Origin of the sequence: Streptomyces sp. MJM8645 (assembly GCF_001625365.1) — a bacterium.
GTDB lineage: Bacteria > Actinomycetota > Actinomycetes > Streptomycetales > Streptomycetaceae > Kitasatospora.
This window is the reverse complement of record NZ_LJJF01000001.1, coordinates 5,604,347-5,624,211: the sequence shown is the minus strand read 5'-3', so window position 1 is coordinate 5,624,211 and position 19,865 is coordinate 5,604,347. Positions and strand designations below refer to the sequence as shown.

Sequence of the window (19,865 nt, the reverse complement as noted above, 5' to 3'; positions counted from 1 at the left end):
GGCCACCGCATGCCGTCCCGGCCGTACGGACCTCAGCCTCCATGGCGCCACCCGCCGCCCACCACGTCTTTAAGCCGGTGCGAAAACGCCCAGCACAGGCGATCACGTGCACGAAGAAAGGTGCAGAGAACTGCACCTCGGATCGGAAGTAAGCCCCCATGAAATCGGCGGCGCCCGGGTTCAGGATGGAGTCATCGAAGGCGGAACCAACGCCGGGACGACGGGCAGAAGATCATCGGATCCCACGGGACCCAGGGAGGAAGCATGTACCCGATGCGCAGGAGCCACGGGGCCGAACCCGGACACCGGCGGAGCAGGACGGTCGTGCTGACCCTGGCCGCCGTCCTCCTGGTCGGCGCCGGAACGTCCGCCTGCCAGGTCAGTACCAAGGCCGCCGACCGGATCGAGCTGTGCGCGAAGATCTTCGGCAAGACCTTCACCGATCCGTTCCCGGACAACGTGGAGGAGGCCCGCAAGAAGATGCGGGCACGGGCCGACGAGCTCGACGGGCTGGCCAAGCAGGCCGGGGACGACAAGCTCCGCAATGCGATCCAGTCGACCGCCGACAAGATGCGCAACGCCGACATCCGCGAGAAGGGTGCGGTGCGCACCGTGGTCGGATACATCGGTGAGCAGAACGACCGCATCAAGGAACTGCGCCAGACCTGCCTCGACCACCACGACTACCCGTGATGACTGGGCTTCCGAACCAGCGTCACCGTTGAGGCTCCCAGCGAGCGCACGGTGACCACAGACCGGAATCGGTGAACAGGGCACTAACAGTTCCCCCCACCGATTCCCTTGGCCGGGCCCCTCGTTGGGTCCCCCGTCTTCCGGGGGGCCCGGCCGTAAATCTCCCCGTACCAATACAAGCCAGGAGCAGTCATGCCCGATTCGAGCGGCTGGAAGCCCACTAAGGAACGCCCGATGTGGCCCTGGGTCGTCCTCGCGGTGGTCGCCGTTGGCGTTCTGATCAACGTGCTTATCACGATCTGACGAGCAGATCGAATCCGCGCCTGAGGAACTTCCGCGCTCTTGGCAGGTAGGCCGAGAGCGCGGACCCACGTCCGGCGCGACTCCGGCCCCACAGACCTCTCTCACCCCACCCGCCCCACGGGTCACACGACCCGTCAGGGGGCGGCCGAACCGAGTCGAGTCCGCTATCCGGATCAGGTGCAGAGAACTGCACCTTCGAACTGGCGAAGACTCGACTGTCACCCCCCTAAAGCGCCACGTAGCGTAGTCGGTACGGGAACGGGCATGGCCATGTCGAACTTGCGGTCACGCACGATCGACCATCCACCTCACCGTGGATCCCGGCTCCCGACCCGCCTACATCAACGGCATTCATGGGGGACTCGTGCCACGTCTGCACTTCACGTCGGCAAGCCTGTTGAGAACGCGTATCATGCCGACCCCGGACTGGGTCAGCGAATCACTCTTCGCCCTGGACCTGCTCTCTTCCCGGCACCGCCAGGCGAAACGCCGGCTCCGATGGCATAAAACCCGTCCCGTCGGACCGGCCCGCCGGCTGGGTCCCACCCACCGGCTCGGCTCCACCCAGCGGCTCGTCGAACTCGCCCGGACCATCCGCCCGTTCCCCGACATGGACACCATGGTCCGGCGCGCCCGGCACTCCGGGAACGGCGCCGACCTGCGCCTGCTCCGGGACCTGGAGTCCTTCTACCGCATCATGGTCGCCCCGCACTGGGACGTGATCTCCCTCACCGTTCAGAGCGACCGGAAGAAGCGGCTGGAAATCCTCCAGGACTGCGGCGCCCGCAGCCTGCTGAGCACTCTTCACCCGACCGTCCGGCTCTCCACCTGCTCGCTGGAGATACCCGGACAGAACGAGGACGTGCAACTGGAGGAGGTCGGGCTGACCATTGCGCCGTCCTACTTCCTGGCACCCGATTCCCCGGTCCTGGTGGACGACCACACCATTGCCGACGGACCGACGCTCTTCTACCCCATTCTCCCCGACGGACCGAACTGTGCGACCGAGGGCGTGATCGAAGCGGCAGCGATGCCGGCCTGAGACCGATGACCTCCGATCGCGACAGCATCGGAACTTCAAGGGGGAAAACAGCAATGCGACGCATATTCTTCAGTCCGGCGAGCCTGGCCAAAGTATCGTCGGCCGCCCATCTGGATCCGATGAGAGAGGCGCTGTGCGCCCTCGAAACCTTCGCGACGGGCGGCGGAGGCCCCGTCTTCCATTCCTGGCGACGCCGGGTCGCGGGTGAACGGGACGGCCGGGCGCTGGCCGAACTCGCCCGCACCGTCCGCCCTTTCCCGGATCTCTACCGAATTCTCGAAAATTCCTCCACGGCCGGATCCGGGAACGAATTCCGACCGCGGGTCCTGCGCGATCTGGAGACATTCCACCGGATCGCCGTGGAGCCGTACTGGAACCAGGTGTCGACCCTGCTCGAAGTCGACCGGAACGCCCGGGCCCAGATCATGATGAGCGGCGGCGTCGACCAGTTGCTCAGCACCCTGCACCCGGCGATCCGCTGGCGCCCCCCGGTGCTGGAGGTCCCCGGGACGGGGCACGACATCAAACTGGAGTCGACCGGCCTGGAGATAGCACCGTCGCTGTTCCTGTTCTCCCGGTCGCCGATCCTGGTCGAACAGCAGGGCGACCGGCCCCTGCTGCTGCTCTACCCGATCCCCGTCCCGCGCGACCGGGAGAACCTGTGGGACCCGGCGCCCGACGGCGACCAGGCCCTGGGCGCCCTGCTGGGGCGCACCCGGGCGGCCGTCCTCCAGGTACTGACGACCACCTGCACCACCACCGAGGTCGGCGAGCTGGTGGGCATCTCCACCGCCGCCGCGAGCCAGCACACCGCCGTCCTGCGGGCGGCCGGCCTTATCACCACCCTGCGCTCGCTCAACAAAGTGCACCACACCCTGACCCCCCTGGGCGGGGCGCTTCTTCGTGGGGATCCACTCGTCTGACAATTCGCCCTATACCGACGATTCCCGAAGTAACGAACCCGCAACACGCCCCGAGGAGCGATCTGGATCCGACACGGATGGTCTAGGAAAGTGCACCATACATACGGATGCGGGCAGCATGGCCTAAACCCATTACGAGCGAGTAGGTTCTGGGCATGCACGCACGATGCCTTGTCGCCGCACGCATCATTTACGGAAGCCTGGGAGCGGATTCATGATGGGAGGTGGACCAGCTGAGCGGGAAGCCGCCCCAGACTGTGCCGTCACGCTGGAAAACGTGTCGAAAATCCACCCGGGCACGAACGGTCCCACAGCGGTCCTGCGCGAGTTCTCACTCGGCGTACGAAAAGGCCGCTTCTGTGCCGTCATGGGAGACGAACGCGCCAGCACCACAGCACTCCTGGAGTGCATGGCCGGCGTCACCACCCCGTCCACCGGAACGGTCCACTGGGCCGACGGTGGACGGGGTTCCGTCGGTGCACTCTGGGGCCAACACGAGCCCGTCCACCCGAATGTGACGGTTCGTGAATTCGTCGACCCGGGCGTTTCCGCACTCGGCCGCCGCCAGGCCTGGCAGATCAGTCGGGTCACCCGACTGTGGCTCTGGCGGCGGCCGCTCCGGAGACTGGGCCGGGTCCAGCAGCACAACGCCATGCTGGCCCGGCTGCTGGCCGGCTCCCCGCGCCTGCTGCTGGTCGACACCCCCGGCCACGACGACTCGCCCGAACTCGCCCGCGCCATCGGCGCCTCACTCCGCCGCGCGGTCCGCGCCCTCGACCTCACGGCGGTCCTCGTCACCACCGACCCGGAAGCCGCCGCGTGCGCGGACAGCGTCGTCTTCCTCCACCACGGCCGCCTCGCCGACGCCCTCGGCCCCTCCACCCCCGCCGAGATCGCCGACTGCCTCCAGCACCTCCGAAGAGGCTCGACCACCTGATCCGCCCGCCTTCCCCGGCGCCCCTCTCCCAGGGCGCCCCCGGCGCCCCTTCCCCGGCGCCCCTCGCCCTCCCCGGCGCCCCCCGGTCAAGCGGTGCACAGCGCTTCCCCAGTCGCGGCTCCCGCGCCCCGTACGCCCTCCCGCGCACCGCGCCGGCGCATCCCGGACCGCCGCCCGCCGCACCCGCCGCCGCCGCGGGGCAGTGCGGCGGCAACGTCGCTGCCTCCACCACCTCCGGCACGTGGAAGCTGCACGACCCCGACGGGCCGAACCCCGCGAAGATCGGCGTGGTGACCTTCTGCACCACCGCCTCCCCCGCCGTCACCGGCGACGGCGTGGCCGCCATCCACCACTGCGTCGGCCAGCCCGTCTGCAACCCCACGGCCGCCGACCCGGCCGAGAAGCTCTTCCAGATCGTCGGCGACGTCCAGCTCCAACCGGTCTGCGCGGACGGCGGCTTCGGCGTCCTGAGCGCCCTGAGCGTCATCAACGGCTTCTCCGCCGACCGCTGAGGACCGGCCACCGTGCACCGATCACCGCGCACCGATCGCCGATCGCCGAGGACGGACCGCCCGACCGCCGAGGACCGACGCCGAAAGATCCCCGAGCCCCTTCCGGAAGAAGGGACTCGGGGATCCTCGGACCGGCCGGCCCGACACCGGCGGTCAGTTCGGGGCACCGCCTGCGCGGTCAGGCCGGCTCGACCGGCTCCGGGTTCCGGGAGGCGGCCAGGGTGCGGCTGAACGCGGCGAGGGTGGCGGCGACAGCCAGCAGACCGACCACGACCGCGAGGTTGCGCCCGAGGTCGGCGAGGTCGCGCGGCAGCGCCCAGTAGTAGGGCGCGGGGAGCATGACCGCCCAGGGGAGGGCGGCCAGCGCCACGCCGACGGCGCGCGGCCGGTCGGGCCGGCGGGCGGCGAAGTGGACGAAGAAGGCGATCGCCATCACCACGGCGGGCCAGGCCGACGACGCGTCGAGCAGCATCTGGGTGCTGCGCGGGAAGATGACCTCGGAGTAGTCCTCCAACTCGCGCCAGGGCCAGGCGAGGACGAGCGCGCTCATCGGCAGCACGATGGCACCTGCCGCGACGACCGTCCCGACCCGGGCGCGGACGCGCTGGTCGACGCCGTCGGGCGGGGCGATGAGCAGCGGCACCCCGAGCAGGAGCCAGAGGGGCAGCTGGTAGAGGGACAGGAAGAGCACCCCGGCCGGGTGGACGAAATAGCCGACCGCGGCGCCGATCCGGGCGAGGACGCCGACCAGCACCAGGACACGGGCGGCGCCCCAGTGCCCGAGGCCGGCGCCGAGCAGCGCGAGGAGCCAGGGGACGGTCTGCACCACGCCCACCGCGGACGCGGCCGTGGTGTGCAGGCCCATCAGTTCGGAGTGCGGCTCCCTGATGAAGAGGCCCATCAGCAGCTGGACGAAGGCCAGCGCCGCCCCGCCGGCCAGCAGGTACGGCGCGGCGCCGGCGAGCGCCCGGCCCGCGGGGTCGCCGGAGCTGAGCCGGGTCCGCAGCCGGGCGGCGTGCGCGGCCAGGGTGACCCATTCGCGCAGCACGGTGCGCCGGTCGGCGCCCTCGACGGACTCGGCGAAGACGGCGGCGATCTCCTCGCCGTGCGAGGCCCGGTAGGCGGCGGGGTAGATGCCGATCAGCGGGAGCCTGCCGGGCAGCGCCCCGGCCTGCTGCGCGGTCATGCCGCACCGCCGCTCAGCCGGAGCGCCCCGAGGCGCGGCCCCCGCCCGAGCGCGAGCCTGCGCTCGGCCTCGACGACTCCGGCCCGCAGCCGCGCCGTCTCCGCGCCCAGGACGTCCCGGCCGTCCTCGGTGAGGGCGAAGGTGCGCCGCATCCGGCCACCGACGACCTCCTCGTGGTCGATCCGGATCAGCCCCTGCTGGAGGAGCCGGTCCAGCGCGGTGTAGAGCGTGCCGGTGAGCAGCTTGGTCCGGCCGTCGGAGATGGCCAGGACTTCCTGGACGATCGCGTAGCCGTGCCGCGGGGCATCGGCGAGCGCGGTGAGCACGAGCCGGGTCGGCTCCTGTAGTTGACGGTTAGCCATGGCCGTGAGCATAGATCAATGGCAAACATATGTCGATGATTTAGCTATCGGCCCGCTCAGCCCCCGTACCCGGCGGCCGCCGGAGCCGGCAGGCGCACGGTGAACACCGACCCCGCGCCGGGGCTGCTGGCCGCGTGGACGCCGCCGCCGTGGAGCTCGGCGAGCTTGCGGACGATGGCGAGGCCCAGACCGCTGCCGCCGCTCTGCCGGTTGCGGGACTTGTCGGCCCGCCAGAAGCGTTCGAACACCAACGGCAGGTCCGCCTCGGCGATGCCGCCACCGGTGTCGGCGACCTCGATCAGCAGGGCGTCGGCCTCCGGGCGGGTCCGCAGGGTGACCGTGCCGCCCGCCGGGGTGTGCCGGACGGCGTTGGCGACCAGGTTGCCCACCAGCTGGCGCAGGCGCACCGGGTCGGCGAACACCTCGCACCCGGCTGGAGCGTCGGCGGTGTCGACGACCAGGGCCACGCCCGACGCCTGTGCCCGGGCGCCGTGCGCGGTGGCGACCTGGACCAGCAGGTCCTCGACGTCCACGGGCTCGCGGTGCAGGGCCAGTTCACCGGCGTCGGCGTCGGCGAGGTCCCGCAGGTCGTCGATCAGGTGCTGGAGTTGCAGGGCCTCCTCCAGCAGCGAACTCGTCAGGGCGCCGTCGGCGGTGACGACACCGTCCTCGACGGCCTCCAGCCAGCCGCGGATGTTACTGAGCGGGGTGCGCAGCTCGTGCGCGATGTCGCCGACCATCGCCCGGCGCAGTTCCTCCAGCTGTTCGCGGCGCTGCGCCATGGCGTTGAAGGCGGCGGCGAGTCCGGCGATCTCGTCGCGGCCGGTCGCGGACACCCGGGCGGAGAGGTCCCCGTCGGCCATCCGCCGGGCGGCGCGGGTGAGCGCGTTCAGCGGCCGGGAGAGCCGCAGGCCGACGATCGTGGTGATCGCCACGGTGACCACCAGCACCAGCGCGGCGACCTCGGCGACCCGCCCGCGGTGCGGGGCGGACAGCGCGGGGGCCTGGTCCGCCGCGCCGGCGGGCGCGCCGACGAACAGCAGCACGGGCGGCGCCACGTACCGGACGAGCTGCTGCCGGCGGGAGTTGGCGAGGCAGGCGGAGATCACCTGCTCCTGCTCCCGGTCGCGGGCCGGGGCCCACTGCAGCCCCAGGGACAGCGTCACGGGCCGGATCTGCTGGCGCTCCAGGCAGGCGTTGACGAGCGCGGTGAGGTCGGCGAGGGCGGCGCTCTCGGTGCGGGTCGGGGCGTCCAGCACCAGCGGGGGCGCGCAGCGCACGCCGAGCGGCCGGCCACCGGGGACGCTCACCACGGGGCGGCCGACGGCGTCGTCGGTGACGGTCGCCTCGACGCCCAGTTCCGACCGCAGGCAGCCGGCCCGGTCCCGCGCGGCCTCCTCCATGGCCGCGCGCTCGGCGGTCGTCAGCCGGAACGGGCCCACGGCGCGGGCGTCGATCCGGTCGGCCGGGGCGTCGGGCAGCATGGCGAGGTCGACGGAGAGCGGGTCGACGGTGGTGGTGGGCGTCCGGGGCAGCACCGTCCGGTCGGCGGCGCCCGGGGGCGGCGCCGACGGCGTGGCGGCCGGGGGCGGTGACCCGGGTGCGGTGGCGGCCGACGGCGGTGACCCGGGTGCGGCGGCCGCGGAGTCGACGACCGGCTCGAAGCGCGGAGTGGTCAGCAGGATGCGCTGCCCGGTGTCGGCGGCGAGCCGCCGCACGGTGCTCTCCGCACCCGTCCAGTCGGGGTGGGTCGCGGCGTAGCCGAGCAGTTCGTGGTAGATCCGGGCCTGGTCCGCGAGGACCTGGCGCTGCTCCTGCCTGATCGCGCCCGTCGTGGTGCGGGCGGTCAGCCAGGCCGTCGCGGCGATCGAACAGAGCGAGACCAGGGCGGAGAGGGCGAGCAGCCGGACCAGCAGGCTGCGGCGCGGCGGGGCGTCACGACGCACCGCGCGGCCCCTCCGCGAGCTTGTAGCCGATGCCGTAGACCGTCAGCAGGCGGGTGGGGCGCCGCGGTTGGGGCTCGATCTTGCGGCGCAGGTTCATCACGTGGGTGTCGACGGTCCGGGTGGTGATGTACCGGTCGATGCCGTGCAGGTGCTCCAGCAGCTGGGCCCGGGTGAAGACCCGGCCGGGCTGGGCGGCCAACACCTGGAGCAGCCGGAACTCGCCGGGCGTGCAGCTGACGGGCCGTCCGTCAGCGGTGACCTCGTGGCGCAGGGGGTCGATGGTGAGGGCCCCGGCGGTCAGCACCGCCGAGGGCGCGGCGGCGGGCGGCGCGGGCGGCGGCAGGGTGGGCGCGGCCGGCGGCGCGGGAGCTCCCGGGGCCAGCGGCCGGGACCCGCGGCGCAGCAGGGCCCGGACCCGGGCGACAAGCTCGCGCGGGCTGTACGGCTTGGTGAGGTAGTCGTCGGCGCCGAGGTCGAGGCCGAGCAGCAGGTCCTCCTCGGCGGTGCGGGCCGTCAGCATCAGTACCGGCAGGGCGGATTCGGCGCGCAGGGCGCGGCAGACGTCGAGCCCGTCCATGACGGGCATCATCACGTCGAGGACCAGGAGGTCCGCCGGGCCGCGCCGGGCCTGTTCCAGCGCGGCCCGGCCGTCGTGGACGACGACCACGCGGTGCCCTTCCCGCTCCAGGTACAGGCGGGCCAGGTCGGCCTGCTTGGGATCGTCCTCGGCGACCACGACATGTGCGCACATGAGGATGATCGTAAGTCGCCCTCCGGAAGCACCCCTACCGGTTCCCGACAGCCTCTCGACAAGTTCCTGACATCGACGGACCAGGGTGGGTCGAGTCCGCCGGGGGAAGCCCCCCGGCCCCGCCTCCGAAAGGCTCCCGCGTGATGCCCTCCCGCCGTCTGGTGTCCCTCGCCGCCCACGTCCTCGGGGCCGCCCTGCTGCTGTCCACCGTCCCCGCCGTCGCGGCGACGGCCGCCGAGCGCAGGCCCGCCCCCGCCGCGCCCACCGTCGAGGCGGCCGAGGTGATGCCGCACCTCCAGGCCCTGCAGCGGATCGCGGACCGCAACGGCGGCAACCGCGCGCACGGCACCAAGGGGTACGCGGAGTCGGTGGCGTACATGAAGCACGCGCTGGACCGGGCCGGCTTCCAGACGCAGCTGCGCCGCTTCTCCCACGACGGCAAGGACGGCTACAACCTGATCGCCGACTGGCAGGGCGGCGACCCCGACCACGTGCTGCTCACCGGCGCCCACCTGGACAGCGTCACGATGGGCCCGGGGATCAACGACAACGGCTCCGGCTCGGCGGCCGTCCTGACCACCGCCCTCCAGGTGGCCAAGGCCAAGCTGAAGCCCGAGCGGCACCTGCGCTTCGCCTGGTGGGGGGCGGAGGAGCTGGGGATGGTCGGTTCGGCGGACTACGTCAAGAACCTGTCCGCCGGTGACCGCAAGGCCATCGACCTGTACCTCAACCTCGACCAGGCGGGCAGCAAGAACCTCCAGCAGTACCTGCTGGTGAAGGACGCGAAGAACAACGAGACCGCGGCCTTCCAGGCCTTCGAGAAGTGGTTCACCGACCGCGGCCTGGCCACCTTCGACATCCCGCTGGACAGCTCCGACAGCCAGCCGTTCGGGGACGCGGGCATCCCGTCGTCCGGCTTCAGCAGCGGCGTCTCGGACTGCATCCACAGCGCGTGCGACAACCTCGCCAACGTCGACCCCGCGACGCAGGCGACCAGCACCAACGCCATGATCGGCGTGGTCTGGCAGTTCGCCACCACCAAGCCCGCCCCCGCCAAGCCCGCCGCTCCTGCCACCACCGCCCCGGCCACCGCCTCCGCCGCCCCCCGGTCCTGACCGCCCGCCCCCAGGAGCCACAGATGCGCACACCGCTGAGTCGCCACCGCCGCAAGGCCGTCACCCTGGTGGCCGCCGCCACCGCCCTCGGCGTCGCCCTGACCGCCGCCCCCGCGGGAGCGGCCGGCATCGGGGACCCGTACTTCCCCGAGGACGGCAACACCGGCTACGACGTGGCGAACTACGACGTCCGGATCGCCTACGACCCGGCGCACCCCGACCAGTTGAACGGCGACACCACCGTCACCGCCCGGGCCCTGCAGTCGCTGGACCGCCTCTCCCTGGACCTCAAGGGCTTCCAGGTCACCTCCGTCACCGTGAACGGCACCCCGGCCAAGTCGTTCTCCCGCTCCGGCTCGCACAAGCTGGACATCGTGCCCGCCCGCCGGGTGGCCGGCGGCGCCACCTTCGCGGTGCGGGTGGTGTACGCGGGCAAGCCCGACCCCGAGGGCTGGCACCAACTGGTGTCCGGCGGCGTCAACGCGATGGGCGAGCCGCACTCGGCGACCTCCTGGTTCCCGTCCAACGACCACCCGTCCGACAAGGCCACCTTCTCGCTCGCCGCGACCGTCCCCGACGGCTGGACCGCCATCGGCAACGGCCGGCCCGGCCAGACCACCAGCAAGGACGGCTCGACGACCTTCCGCTGGCGCGAGGACAAGCCGATGGCGACCTACCTCAGCACCGTCGCCATCGACAAGTTCACCGTCCACCGCTCGGCGCTGCCCGACGGGACGCCGGTCATCACCGCCTACGGCCCGGACGTGCCGATCGACGACATGGCCAAGGCGACCGAGGCCCAGCAGCCCGAGATCATCGCCTTCCTGGCCTCCAAGTTCGGCCCGTACCCGTTCTCCTCCGCGGGCGCCATCGTCCGCAGCTGGACCAAGGAGACGGGCACCGGCGCGCCGGACCTGGAGACCCAGAGCCGGCCCACCTACACCAACTACTTCTGGGACTCCGCGGCGGTCCACGAGATCACCCACCAGTGGTTCGGCGACAGCGTCTCGTTCACCGACTGGCGCGACGGCTGCATCGCCGAATGCGTCGCCCAGTACGCCAACCAGCTGTGGGACGAACACCAGGGCAGCAACCTCGACACCGGCTTCTACGCCCCCGGCGTCGAGGAGAACCGGAACAAGCCGGAGTACTGGTCCACCAAGCTCTACGACCCCGGGCAGGGCAAGGAACTCGCCTCGGCCCTCTACTTCAAGGGCTCCCTGATGATGCACGCCCTGCGGCGCACCGTCGGAGACGACACGTTCTTCGCCACCCTCAAGCGCTGGACCGCCGACCACGCCTACGGCAACGCCTCCTTCCCCCAGTTCGAGGCCCTCGCCGCCAAGGTCTCCGGCAAGGACCTCAAGGGCTTCTTCGACGCCTGGGCCCACGGCACCACGATCCCGGCGAAGGAATACCTCTACCCCGGCCCCCTGGCCCCCCTCGCCCCGGCAGGCAGCCGGTAACACCCCCGCCCCCGCGCCGACGCCAGCCCTCCTGATGCCCCGTCAGGAGGGCTGGCGCACGCCCGGGCTGAGCTCCTCCAGGACGATGTCGGAGACGGTCCTCGGCTGCGGGCGGTGCGGAACCGAGGTGCCGCCGTGCGTCGGCCTGAAGTCGCCGACGGGGGCCGGGAAGTGGCCCATCTCGTGGAACAGGCCCGAGAGGTCCGTGTCCTGCGGCGGCAGCGGCGGCAACTCATGGGGCAGGTCCCCGACCGGGACGAGCTCGATCTCCGACGGGCCGCCCCCTGGCGTGCCGTCCCCCGTCGTACCGCCGCGCGGTGGGCGCGGGCCCTCCAGCCGGCCGTTCAGCCAGCCCTCGATGTGGTCGCCCGGCGAGATGGAGAACTTGTTCCCGGGGTTCATCACCCCGTGCCGCCACCCCCACGCCCCGGCGAACGCGCCGTTGGCCGCGCCGGAGACGTAGTCGCCCGACAACCCGAACACCGCATCCTGCGCCGCGCCTTCGGCCATCCCGGTCAGCGCCCCGTAGCCGGTGTTCCAGACCAGCCCGGCCGCGCCCTTGGCGAACGCGCCGGCCTCCTTGCCGGTCAGCGAGGTGAAGCCCTTCCCGAGCCCCTTGCCCAGGCCCTTGCCCAGCCCCTTGCCGAGCCACCCGGCACCGACACCGACCGCGCCGCCCACCGCCCCGTTGACGGCGGCCGTGCCCAGCTCGCCGCCGTCGATCGACGTGCGGTGGCCCTGGCCCAGCTCGATCACCTGGGCCAGCAGGTCGAAGCCCACCTGGGCCAGCACCGACTCGGCGACCCGAGTCACCGCACTGATCAGCGCCTTGCGCAGGAAGGCCCACACCAGGGCCCTGGTGAAGGCGATCTCCACGGGCGCCGCCTCGGCCCCGCCGAAGAGGAACAACGCGGCGTCGATGGCCAGTTGAACGGCCAGGACCACCAGCGCACCGATGATCTCGATGCGCAGGGTCTCGATCTGGTTCGCCAGGTTGTGCAGCGCGTCGGCGGCGGCGTCGCAGCACTGGGCGATGAGCGGCAGCGCGGCGTCGTCGGCGACGGCGAGCCTGGCCAGATAGGCGTCGAACGCGTCCCTGGTGGCACCGCTCAGACCCTGGTCGAGCTGGGACTTGGCGTCCGCCAGGTCCAGGACACAGGCACGGATCGACTTCGCCGCCTCGGTCCAGGCATCCGCCTCGGCCCGCAGCGCACTCTCGTTCCCCGTGGGCCACTTGTTCCCCACCAGGATCATCAGCAGGTTCTGCAACCCGTCCGGCAGCGAGGCGTTGGGGGCGTCGACCGCCATCACGCGCCGCCGCTACCGGGCACCGGGAACGTCCAGGCGAGTTCCGTGGCATGCTCGTCGGCCTTCTCGAACGTGCTGCGAGTGGCGCCGAGGGCATCGGCCAGCTTGCGCAAGGTGTCCGGCAGCGCCTGCACCGCCTTCAGCAGATCGTCCCGCGGCTGGGCGAAGACCTGGTCGAAGCCCTGCCCGAGCGCCGGATCATCCCCCCAGGGCGCCGCGCCGGACAGGGCCGCAGAACTCAGCGCCGTCCAGGCGGCAGCCATGCCGTCGGCCGCCCGCCCTGCATCCGCCCCGGCCTTGCCCACCAACGCGAAGTCGACCACCAGCGTCCCGTCCAGAGCCGGCAGCTGCGGCACCGCCGGCCCGCCGTACGGCGGCACCCCGGTAGGCGCATTGCGGTAACCACCAGTGGGACCAGGCACATCAGGCAACGGAGGACTCGGCACCCACCCACCTCACCCGACCCCACCCCGGACCTCGACCACTCTTGACGACATCCCAACGATCACCGCCCCACTCCTGACACCCCCCTGACGCCCCCGGACGCCCCCGGACCCCGCGTCGCCCATGCTCCATTGCGAGAGCCGCCCCATCCGACACATCGGATGGGGCGGCTCTCGAAACGGACCTACTGCCGAACGAACGCGGCGAACGGCACGCCGCCGTCGTCCGCATCGGTCAGTCCCAACCGCTCCTCACCTTGGCGCTTGACGTACTGGAAGAACCGCTCGCACCTCAGATCACCATCGACGGAGACCAATTGGGCGACCGCACCAGGTCCGGCGTCGGAAAGCGTCCCGTACTTCCAGGTGCCGGTGAACTTCACCACGGTCGAGGACTTCTTTCCACGACACATGGCGGGGAGCAGACTCACCTCGCCGAGCTTGCCGCCCTCCAGGAACTGAATCGAAGCAACGGGCGCCTTCCAGGACCCGATGACAGCCGGGACAGGATCCTTCGCCACCGTGCACGAAGCCGCCAGCGGCAGAGCCGACGCCACACAGACAGCCAGAACAGGCAGCCTCCCACGTCCACGCACCCGGCTCGGCCTCTGCATCCCGATCACTCCCACCCCGTTCCATACCGCCAGGAATCGAATCCACCGCGACATCTCAGTCCTTCTTCATGACGAACCCCTGACTGACCAACACCCACAGGTCCTTCCCGTTCTCCTCGGCCGTCAGCCAGAACCGACAACTACCGCTCCCGTCCTTCCGGGTCGCGTCCACGTAGACCCCCGGCCCCACGTCATCGAGAACCGACTTCTTCCAGCGCCCCTCAATCTCCGTCGGCTGTTCCCGGTCCACCGAGGCAACGCTGCACACGCGGGCCGGCACTTGTGCCGATCCGACCCGCCCTTCCGGAAGAAGCTCGACAGCCGCCGCTCCTCCGGCCCACCGTCCGACCGGATCGGGCACATCAGGCCCGGAAGGTCGGACCGTCACCCACAGGGCCCAGCCCAATCCGAGGACGCCCAGCAACCCGCCGAGCACACTCCACAGGACAATTCGCCGCCCCTTCACGCACCCTCCATCAAAGGATCTGGCAGCGAGGCCGTCCCGAAGACCGCCCCGCCGCCGCAGAAGTCACGCGCCACCATCCGCGACAGTCCGAACAGGTCAGCGCAGGATCGCCTTGACGGCCATGCCGAGGACCGACCCCCACGAGTCAGCTGAGCGCCCCATCCGGAAACCGGATGGGGCGCTCATGGCACAGACCTACTGGCTATCCACAGCCGACGGACTACTGTCGGGCGAACGGTCCTTGACCGGCGTCCACGCCAGTCATCGTCAGCCACCGCGCACGAAGCTGCCAGCAGCAGTGCGGCCACCGTACAAACGGTAAGCCATATGCCTTCCACCGGCACACACTCGAGTGAGCACCAAGATTCCTGCCACTCCCCCCTCCCTTCCATGATCCCCCACTCCTGGCGGGCTCGCCGAGCGATTACTCGATGAGCCCCACCAGGATTGAACGGGAAGTTACCGTAAGTGCCCAGAATAAACATCTGGGTCCCCGATTTGCATCACGCGCCCGGGGACCCAGATGTCGCAAAATCAGGATCTAGGCGCAGGCGCGGGCATCACTACCATTGCGTAGATCACACCGAGTGCGCTCATCAGCAGGAAGGGCCAAGCACCCGCAAGGAGATAGAGCAGTGGGGGCAGAGCAAACAACACGGCAGCCACCCCCCGAACATTCCTCCCCCTGGCCGCCCAAAAAGAGACCAGAAAGAGAAAGAACAGTGTGGGGACAGTTATTGTGAGCGAGATGAGCGCCAGCAGCTTGAGGCTATCCAAAGAGTCGGCTCGAGAGAACCCATTGGCGTCATGCCCTCCGGGCGCAAATGCCGAAAGAACGAGCATAAAAACGCACACGGGGGCCACGCACACCGCAAGATATCTCAGCAGCGCCCGACTGAACCACTGGCCGACTCGATTAAATCTGTTAATCAGCACCTTGATACACACCCGCCATTCTGGTAGGTACGGCCCGAAGGCGAGAAGAGGGATGACGCAAACGGAACTGCAAGCAGACCAGGATCTCCCTCTCTTTCGCTGGAACTATCTGCAGCGGCACCCGGACATTCCTCGTAGTCGGATGGCGCGACGTACCGCCAATTACCGTATCGTGATGCCCCGCCACTGTTGACGGCATCACGGTAAACGTTGCGCCACCGGTATCGGCATCCCAGAAAACCTCAAGGGCCATGCCGGTGGGGTCGGTCTTGTTGACCGGGTCATTGTTGCTGTACACGTAAGCGTTCCACTGCTGCGGGTCGTTGGGCAGGGGCAGTGGGTCCGGGCTGAGGAAGCGGTCGAAGGTCCCTGCGGGCTGGAAGGCCAACGGCAGTCTGAACATCGGCGGGGAGACCACCACCCGGTACCCCGGGCCTGACAGCCGCGTGAGCGGCGCGGTCAGCGACGTCCGGATCTACCCGTACGCGTTCACCGACCAGCAGGCCAACACGCTCGCCACGGCCGGCTCCAGCGTCCAGATCCAGAGCGCCTACAACCCCGGCAGGTGCATCGACAGTTGGGGCGGTTCCATCGGCACGGCGGTCGCCTTCTACAACTGCTACAACGGCAACGCCCAGCACTTCAACCTGACCATCGACAACAAGGTCAAGGTCTCCGGCACCGACCGGTGCGTCGCCACCAACGACAAGCCGGCCGGCAACGGCACCAAGGTGTCCTTCCAGACCTGCGCCGCCGACGACGCCCAGACCTGGGTCCGCCGCTACGACGGCACGCTCTACAACCCGATCTCCGACAAGTGCCTCGAACTGCCCGGCTGGGCGGACGCGAACGGCACCACACTCGGGGTCTGGTCCTGCACCGCCAGCGCCAACCAGCGTTGGCTGGTGCGCGCCCAGGCGGGCTGACCACCGGTGCCCACGGAAGTCTGAAATGACCAGGGCACCGAACCGCTCCGGCCTCCCCGAGCCCTGCTCGGGGAGGCCGCGGCCGTGTCGGCGGCGGCCGGGCCCCCAGGGGGCCCGCTATACACCCATGTGTATACATGGCCTGTATAGTCCCGGAGCATGTCACTCGGACAGCTGTTCCTCGGCTTGCTGGAGACCCAGCCCCGCCACGGATACGACATCAAACGCCTCCACGACGAGCACTTCGGGCGCGACCGCGGCCTGCACTACGGGCAGGTGTACGCGACACTCTCCCGGCTGCTGAAGAACGGGCTGGTGGTGGTCGACGGTGTCGAGGCCGGCGACGGCCCGGAGCGCAAGCGGTACGCGATCACCGATGCCGGGGTCACTGACCTCGCCAACTGGCTCGCGCACCCGGAGAGCCCGCAGCCGTACCTGCAGAGCACGCTCTACCAGAAGGTCGTGCTCGCCCTCCTGACCGGCCGCTCCGGCGCCGACGTCCTGGACGCGCAGCGGGCCGAACACCTCAAGGAGATGCGGGAGCTGACCCGCCGCAAGCTCGCCGGGGACCTCACCGACCAGCTGATCTGCGACCACGCCCTGTTCCACCTGGAAGCCGATCTGCGCTGGCTGGAGCTCACCGCCGCCCGCCTGGACGAACTCGCCGCCCGCATCACGGAGTCCCAGCGTTGACCATGCCCGAACCCCTGCTCGCCGCCCACGACCTGCACAAGAACTTCGGGCTCACCCCGGCGCTCGGCGGGGCCTCGCTCACCGTCGCGGCCGGCGAACTCGTCGCCGTGATGGGCCCGTCGGGCTCCGGCAAGTCCACCCTGCTGCACTGCCTCGCCGGGATCACCCGGCCCGACAGCGGCCGCCTCCGCTACCGGGAACGCGACCTCACCGCCTGCTCCGACGCCGAGCTGAGCGCCCTGCGGCGCACCGAGTTCGGCTTCCTGTTCCAGTTCGGCCAGCTCGTCCCGGAACTCTCCTGCCTGGAGAACGTCGCGCTCCCGCTGCGCCTCAACGGACTGCGCCGCCGGGCCGCCGAGGCCCGGGCCCGCGAATGGCTGGAGCGCCTGGAGGTGGACGACGTGGCCGCCAAGCGCCCCGGCGAGGTCTCCGGCGGCCAGGGCCAACGGGTCGGCGCCGCGCGGGCCCTGATCACCGGACCCAGGGCGGTCTTCGCCGACGAGCCGACCGGCGCGCTCGACTCCCTCAACGGCGAGCGGGTGATGAAGCTGCTCACCCTGGCCGCCCGGGAGACCGGCGCCGCCGTCGTCCTGGTCACCCACGAGGTCAGGGTCGCCGCCTACGCCGACCGCGAGATCGTCGTCCGCGACGGCCGCACCCGCGACCTGGCGGGCGCGATATGAGCAGTTCCACCACGAGCGGCCCCGGCGTGAGCAGCCCCGACGCGAACACCCCCGCCGCCGACCGGGTCCGCTCGCCGTTCCTGGACCAGCTCGGCCTCGGCGTACGCCTGGCCCTCACCAACGGGCGGGACGGCTGGGGGCGGCTGCTGCTCACCGCCTGCGGCGTCGGCCTGGGGGTGGCCCTGCTGCTGTTCACCGCCTCCTTCCCCGGCATCGTCCAGCACCGCAACGAGCGCCTGTACGTGCAGAACGACACCTTCCGCGACGAGGACCTGCCCACGCCCGGCGACCGGACGGTCCTCATCGCCACCGCCGACACCACCTTCCGGGGCACCCCGATCCGTGGACGGGTCGTCCAGCCCGAGGGCCCGGACGCGGCGCTCCCGCCCGGAGTGGCCGCGTACCCGCCGCCGGGGCGGATGGTCGTCTCGCCCGCCCTGGCCGAGCTCCTGAAGGACCCGGCCAACCAGCTGCTGCGCGACCGCCTCCCCTATCCGGTGGTCGGCGGCATCGGCCCGGCCGGTCTGCTCGGCCCCGGCCAGGCCGGCTACCTGCTCGGCAGCGACCGGCTCTCGCTGGACGCCGGAGCCGACCGCATCACCTCGTACGGCCACTTCTCGCCGCCCAAGCCGATGGACCCCCGGCTGATCCTGCTCAACGCCGTCGGTCTGACCGTGATGCTCGCCCCGGTCGGCGTCTTCCTCGCCGCCGCCGCCCGCTTCGGCGGCGAACGGCGCGACCGCAGGCTCGCCGCACTGCGCCTGGTCGGCGCGGACCGCCGGATGACCGCCCGGCTCGCCGCCGGGGAGTCCCTGGTCGGCGCGGTGCTGGGCCTGGTCGCGGGCGCGGCGCTGTTCCTGCTCGGCCGGCGGCTGACCGGCCGCCTGCGGCTCGCGGGCTTCAGCTTCTACCCCGAGGACATCGCGCCGCACCCCGCCATCGCCGCCGCGATCGCCGTGGTCGTGCCGCTCCTCGGCGTCGGCGTGACCCTGCTGGCGATGCGCCGGGTCACCGTCGACCCGCTCGGCGTGGTCCGCCGGTCCGGTCCCGGCCGGCGCCGGATCGGGTGGCGGCTGGCGCTGCCGCTGGCCGGTCTTGCCCTGACGGCGCTCGCGCTGGCGCTGCCCACGCAGTACAACCCGTCCGGGATGGGGCGCACCGCCGTCTTCAACTCCGTTCAGGACACTCGCGGTTCACTGCTGGTCGCGGTCGGCGTGCTGCTGATGCTGGTGGGCGTCTGCACCCTGCTGCCCTGGCTGGTGGAGGCCGCCACCCGGCGCTCCGGCGGCGGCGTGTCCTGGCAACTCGCCATCCGAAGGCTCCAGTTGAGCTCGGGCCCCGCCTCGGCCGCGGTCAGCGGCGTGGTCGTCGCCGTCGCCGGGGCGATCGCCCTGCAGACGCTCTTCCTCGGCGTCAGCGCGAGCTACGAGGACCGTCCCGGCCCCCGCGCCGCGGTCGGGCCGTACCAGCAGTCGGTGTCCTTCCCCGGCGGCGGACCGCAGGCCGACCTGCTCGCCGAGCGGCTGGCACACTCCCCCGGGGTGCAGGCCACCGCCGCCTACACCGAGTTCGCCCTGGAGACCCCCACCGCCAAGTCCTGGGAGCTGCCCGGCGTCCGGATCGCCGGCTGCGCCGTGCTGCGCGGCTTCGCCACCCTGCCCGACTGCAAGGACGGTGACGCCTTCGCCGTCCAGGGCCGGACCATCCGACCGGGCGGCGGCACGAGCACCGGAACGAACGACGGCACGAGCACCGGAACGAACGACGGAACGAACACCGGAACGAACCGCGGCACGGACGCCGCCGCCGAGACCAGGCCCGGCACGACCGTCCACGCCGCCTACTTCCGCGGTGACGGCGAGCCGCCGTCCTGGCCACTGCCCGCGGTGACGGCCACCGTCGAGCCCGTCGAAGGCGCCGACCCCAACGGGCGGCTCGGCTCCGGCCTGCTGCTCCTCACCCCGGCCGCCGCCCCGGCCGCCGCACTGCGCGGCCAGCCCGCGACCGTCCTGGTCGCGATGGCCCCCGGCGTGCCGGACCCGAAGGAGCAACTCGCGACCGCCGTCATGGCGATCGACCCGCAGGGCTTCGCCGGCTCCCCCCTCGACCGCGCCGTCGACCCGACCTACCTCGCCGTCAAACGCCTGCTCACCGCCGGCTCCGCCGTCACCCTGCTGCTGGTCGCCCTCAGCCTGCTGGTCGGCCAGTTGGAGCGGTTCCGGGAGCAACGCCGCATCCTCGGCGTGCTGAACGCCGTCGGCACCCGGCGCCGGATCCTGGGCCTGTCGGTGCTGTGGCAGACCCTCGTCCCGATGGCCCTGGGCATGCTGCTGGCCACCGCCGGCGGCCTGCTGATGGGAGCCGTCCTGCAGTACACGGCGGGCCTGCCCTTCGCCCTCGACTGGGGCTCCATGCTGGCCATGTCCGCGATCGCCGCCGGCGCCGTCCTCCTCACGACCGCGCTCGGCCTGCCGCAGCTCCTGCGCCTGATGCGGCCCAGCGAACTGCGCTACGAGTAGCACCGGCCACCGGGGCCGTCCCGCCAAGCGACGGCGACGGC

Annotated in this window: 20 protein-coding genes; 11 read left to right on the top strand and 9 right to left on the bottom strand. The window is 71.3% G+C overall.

What is annotated here, in order from left to right; genetic code table 11:
- Nucleotides 1-273 precede the first annotated feature (273 nt).
- The 5 genes from A6F73_RS24140 (at nt 274) to A6F73_RS24120 (ending at nt 4,410) form a co-directional block, all read left to right on the top strand.
- A complete protein-coding gene (locus tag A6F73_RS24140; RefSeq protein WP_159398537.1) occupies nt 274-693 on the top strand; it encodes a hypothetical protein in 420 nt (139 codons plus the stop codon).
- A 715-nt stretch (nt 694-1,408) separates the two neighbouring features.
- Entirely contained in the window at nt 1,409-2,038 is a 630-nt protein-coding gene (locus A6F73_RS24135) for a hypothetical protein (protein WP_063349701.1), read from the top strand.
- A 119-nt stretch (nt 2,039-2,157) separates the two neighbouring features.
- Nucleotides 2,158-2,961, top strand: coding sequence for a winged helix-turn-helix domain-containing protein (locus A6F73_RS24130; RefSeq protein WP_159398536.1), 804 nt, complete (start codon nt 2,158-2,160; stop codon nt 2,959-2,961).
- A 166-nt stretch (nt 2,962-3,127) separates the two neighbouring features.
- Nucleotides 3,128-3,898, top strand: coding sequence for an ATP-binding cassette domain-containing protein (locus A6F73_RS24125; RefSeq protein WP_107452943.1), 771 nt, complete (start codon nt 3,128-3,130; stop codon nt 3,896-3,898).
- A 290-nt stretch (nt 3,899-4,188) separates the two neighbouring features.
- The gene (locus A6F73_RS24120) at nt 4,189-4,410 is read left to right on the top strand and encodes a hypothetical protein (protein ID WP_159398534.1); all 222 of its coding nucleotides are present in this window, start codon (nt 4,189-4,191) and stop codon (nt 4,408-4,410) included.
- Nucleotides 4,411-4,588: 178 nt separating this feature from the next.
- On the opposite strand, the gene A6F73_RS24115 is transcribed toward A6F73_RS24120, so the two are convergent.
- The 4 genes from A6F73_RS24115 to A6F73_RS24100 are packed head-to-tail and all read right to left on the bottom strand — an operon-like array spanning nt 4,589 to nt 8,655.
- Nucleotides 4,589-5,596, bottom strand: a complete 1,008-nt coding sequence (locus A6F73_RS24115) for a hypothetical protein (RefSeq protein WP_063349697.1) — start codon at nt 5,594-5,596, stop codon at nt 4,589-4,591.
- Nucleotides 5,593-5,958, bottom strand: a complete 366-nt coding sequence (locus A6F73_RS24110) for a PadR family transcriptional regulator (RefSeq protein WP_063351477.1) — start codon at nt 5,956-5,958, stop codon at nt 5,593-5,595. The genes A6F73_RS24115 and A6F73_RS24110 overlap by 4 nt, the downstream gene beginning before the upstream one ends.
- Nucleotides 5,959-6,014: 56 nt before the next feature.
- Nucleotides 6,015-7,904, bottom strand: a complete 1,890-nt coding sequence (locus A6F73_RS24105) for an ATP-binding protein (RefSeq protein WP_063349696.1) — start codon at nt 7,902-7,904, stop codon at nt 6,015-6,017.
- Nucleotides 7,894-8,655 (bottom strand): response regulator transcription factor, encoded by a 762-nt coding sequence (locus A6F73_RS24100; RefSeq protein WP_063349695.1) that lies wholly within the window; start codon nt 8,653-8,655, stop codon nt 7,894-7,896. The genes A6F73_RS24105 and A6F73_RS24100 overlap by 11 nt, the downstream gene beginning before the upstream one ends.
- Nucleotides 8,656-8,798: 143 nt before the next feature.
- Here A6F73_RS24100 and A6F73_RS44125 point away from each other — a divergent pair, with 143 nt between their 5' ends.
- The gene (locus A6F73_RS44125) at nt 8,799-9,770 is read left to right on the top strand and encodes a M20/M25/M40 family metallo-hydrolase (protein WP_079136342.1); all 972 of its coding nucleotides are present in this window, start codon (nt 8,799-8,801) and stop codon (nt 9,768-9,770) included.
- A gap of 23 nt (nt 9,771-9,793) precedes the next feature.
- Nucleotides 9,794-11,236, top strand: coding sequence for a M1 family metallopeptidase (locus A6F73_RS24090; protein WP_063349693.1), 1,443 nt, complete (start codon nt 9,794-9,796; stop codon nt 11,234-11,236).
- A gap of 42 nt (nt 11,237-11,278) precedes the next feature.
- On the opposite strand, the gene A6F73_RS24085 is transcribed toward A6F73_RS24090, so the two are convergent.
- The 5 genes from A6F73_RS24085 to A6F73_RS41640 all read right to left on the bottom strand — a co-directional run bounded on the left by A6F73_RS24085 (nt 11,279) and on the right by A6F73_RS41640 (nt 15,406).
- Nucleotides 11,279-12,544, bottom strand: coding sequence for a hypothetical protein (locus A6F73_RS24085; RefSeq protein ID WP_063349692.1), 1,266 nt, complete (start codon nt 12,542-12,544; stop codon nt 11,279-11,281).
- Nucleotides 12,544-12,900, bottom strand: coding sequence for a type VII secretion target (locus A6F73_RS24080; protein ID WP_159398533.1), 357 nt, complete (start codon nt 12,898-12,900; stop codon nt 12,544-12,546). Before A6F73_RS24080 ends, A6F73_RS24085 begins: the two co-directional genes overlap by 1 nt.
- Nucleotides 12,901-13,172: 272 nt before the next feature.
- A complete protein-coding gene (locus tag A6F73_RS24075) occupies nt 13,173-13,610 on the bottom strand; it encodes a hypothetical protein (protein ID WP_159398532.1) in 438 nt (145 codons plus the stop codon).
- 46 nt (nt 13,611-13,656) lie between these two features.
- The gene (locus tag A6F73_RS24070; RefSeq protein ID WP_159398531.1) at nt 13,657-13,851 is read right to left on the bottom strand and encodes a hypothetical protein; all 195 of its coding nucleotides are present in this window, start codon (nt 13,849-13,851) and stop codon (nt 13,657-13,659) included.
- 1,141 nt (nt 13,852-14,992) lie between these two features.
- Nucleotides 14,993-15,406 carry an RHS repeat-associated core domain-containing protein gene (locus A6F73_RS41640; RefSeq protein ID WP_159398530.1) on the bottom strand — a complete coding sequence of 138 codons (414 nt, stop codon included), beginning with the start codon at nt 15,404-15,406 and terminating at the stop codon, nt 14,993-14,995.
- A 43-nt stretch (nt 15,407-15,449) separates the two neighbouring features.
- On the opposite strand from A6F73_RS41640, the gene A6F73_RS24065 reads away from it, so the two are divergent.
- From A6F73_RS24065 to A6F73_RS24050, 4 genes are all read left to right on the top strand, one after another.
- Nucleotides 15,450-15,929 (top strand): RICIN domain-containing protein, encoded by a 480-nt coding sequence (locus A6F73_RS24065; RefSeq protein WP_063349688.1) that lies wholly within the window; start codon nt 15,450-15,452, stop codon nt 15,927-15,929.
- 159 nt (nt 15,930-16,088) lie between these two features.
- Nucleotides 16,089-16,622 carry a PadR family transcriptional regulator gene (locus A6F73_RS24060; protein WP_063349687.1) on the top strand — a complete coding sequence of 178 codons (534 nt, stop codon included), beginning with the start codon at nt 16,089-16,091 and terminating at the stop codon, nt 16,620-16,622.
- Between the two features lie 2 nt (nt 16,623-16,624).
- Complete coding sequence (locus A6F73_RS24055; RefSeq protein WP_063349686.1) at nt 16,625-17,305, top strand: ABC transporter ATP-binding protein; 681 nt, start codon at nt 16,625-16,627, stop codon at nt 17,303-17,305.
- Nucleotides 17,302-19,824 carry an ABC transporter permease gene (locus A6F73_RS24050; RefSeq protein ID WP_079135951.1) on the top strand — a complete coding sequence of 841 codons (2,523 nt, stop codon included), beginning with the start codon at nt 17,302-17,304 and terminating at the stop codon, nt 19,822-19,824. Before A6F73_RS24055 ends, A6F73_RS24050 begins: the two co-directional genes overlap by 4 nt.
- The last annotated feature ends 41 nt before the right edge of the window (nt 19,825-19,865 follow it).

Excerpts from the sequence above, each read along its gene's own strand:
- A6F73_RS24140 (WP_159398537.1), top strand. The coding sequence starts at position 274 with ATGCGCAGGAGCCACGGGGCCGAACCCGGACACCGGCGGAGCAGGACG.
- A6F73_RS24135 (WP_063349701.1), top strand. The coding sequence starts at position 1,409 with ATGCCGACCCCGGACTGGGTCAGCGAATCACTCTTCGCCCTGGACCTG.
- A6F73_RS24130 (WP_159398536.1), top strand. The coding sequence starts at position 2,158 with ATGAGAGAGGCGCTGTGCGCCCTCGAAACCTTCGCGACGGGCGGCGGA.
- A6F73_RS24125 (WP_107452943.1), top strand. The coding sequence starts at position 3,128 with ATGCCTTGTCGCCGCACGCATCATTTACGGAAGCCTGGGAGCGGATTC.
- A6F73_RS24115 (WP_063349697.1), bottom strand. The coding sequence starts at position 5,596 with ATGACCGCGCAGCAGGCCGGGGCGCTGCCCGGCAGGCTCCCGCTGATC.
- A6F73_RS24110 (WP_063351477.1), bottom strand. The coding sequence starts at position 5,958 with ATGGCTAACCGTCAACTACAGGAGCCGACCCGGCTCGTGCTCACCGCG.
- A6F73_RS24100 (WP_063349695.1), bottom strand. The coding sequence starts at position 8,655 with ATGTGCGCACATGTCGTGGTCGCCGAGGACGATCCCAAGCAGGCCGAC.
- A6F73_RS44125 (WP_079136342.1), top strand. The coding sequence starts at position 8,799 with ATGCCCTCCCGCCGTCTGGTGTCCCTCGCCGCCCACGTCCTCGGGGCC.
- A6F73_RS24090 (WP_063349693.1), top strand. The coding sequence starts at position 9,794 with ATGCGCACACCGCTGAGTCGCCACCGCCGCAAGGCCGTCACCCTGGTG.
- A6F73_RS24085 (WP_063349692.1), bottom strand. The coding sequence starts at position 12,544 with ATGGCGGTCGACGCCCCCAACGCCTCGCTGCCGGACGGGTTGCAGAAC.
- A6F73_RS41640 (WP_159398530.1), bottom strand. The coding sequence starts at position 15,406 with ATGTTCAGACTGCCGTTGGCCTTCCAGCCCGCAGGGACCTTCGACCGC.
- A6F73_RS24060 (WP_063349687.1), top strand. The coding sequence starts at position 16,089 with ATGTCACTCGGACAGCTGTTCCTCGGCTTGCTGGAGACCCAGCCCCGC.
- A6F73_RS24055 (WP_063349686.1), top strand. The coding sequence starts at position 16,625 with ATGCCCGAACCCCTGCTCGCCGCCCACGACCTGCACAAGAACTTCGGG.
- A6F73_RS24050 (WP_079135951.1), top strand. The coding sequence starts at position 17,302 with ATGAGCAGTTCCACCACGAGCGGCCCCGGCGTGAGCAGCCCCGACGCG.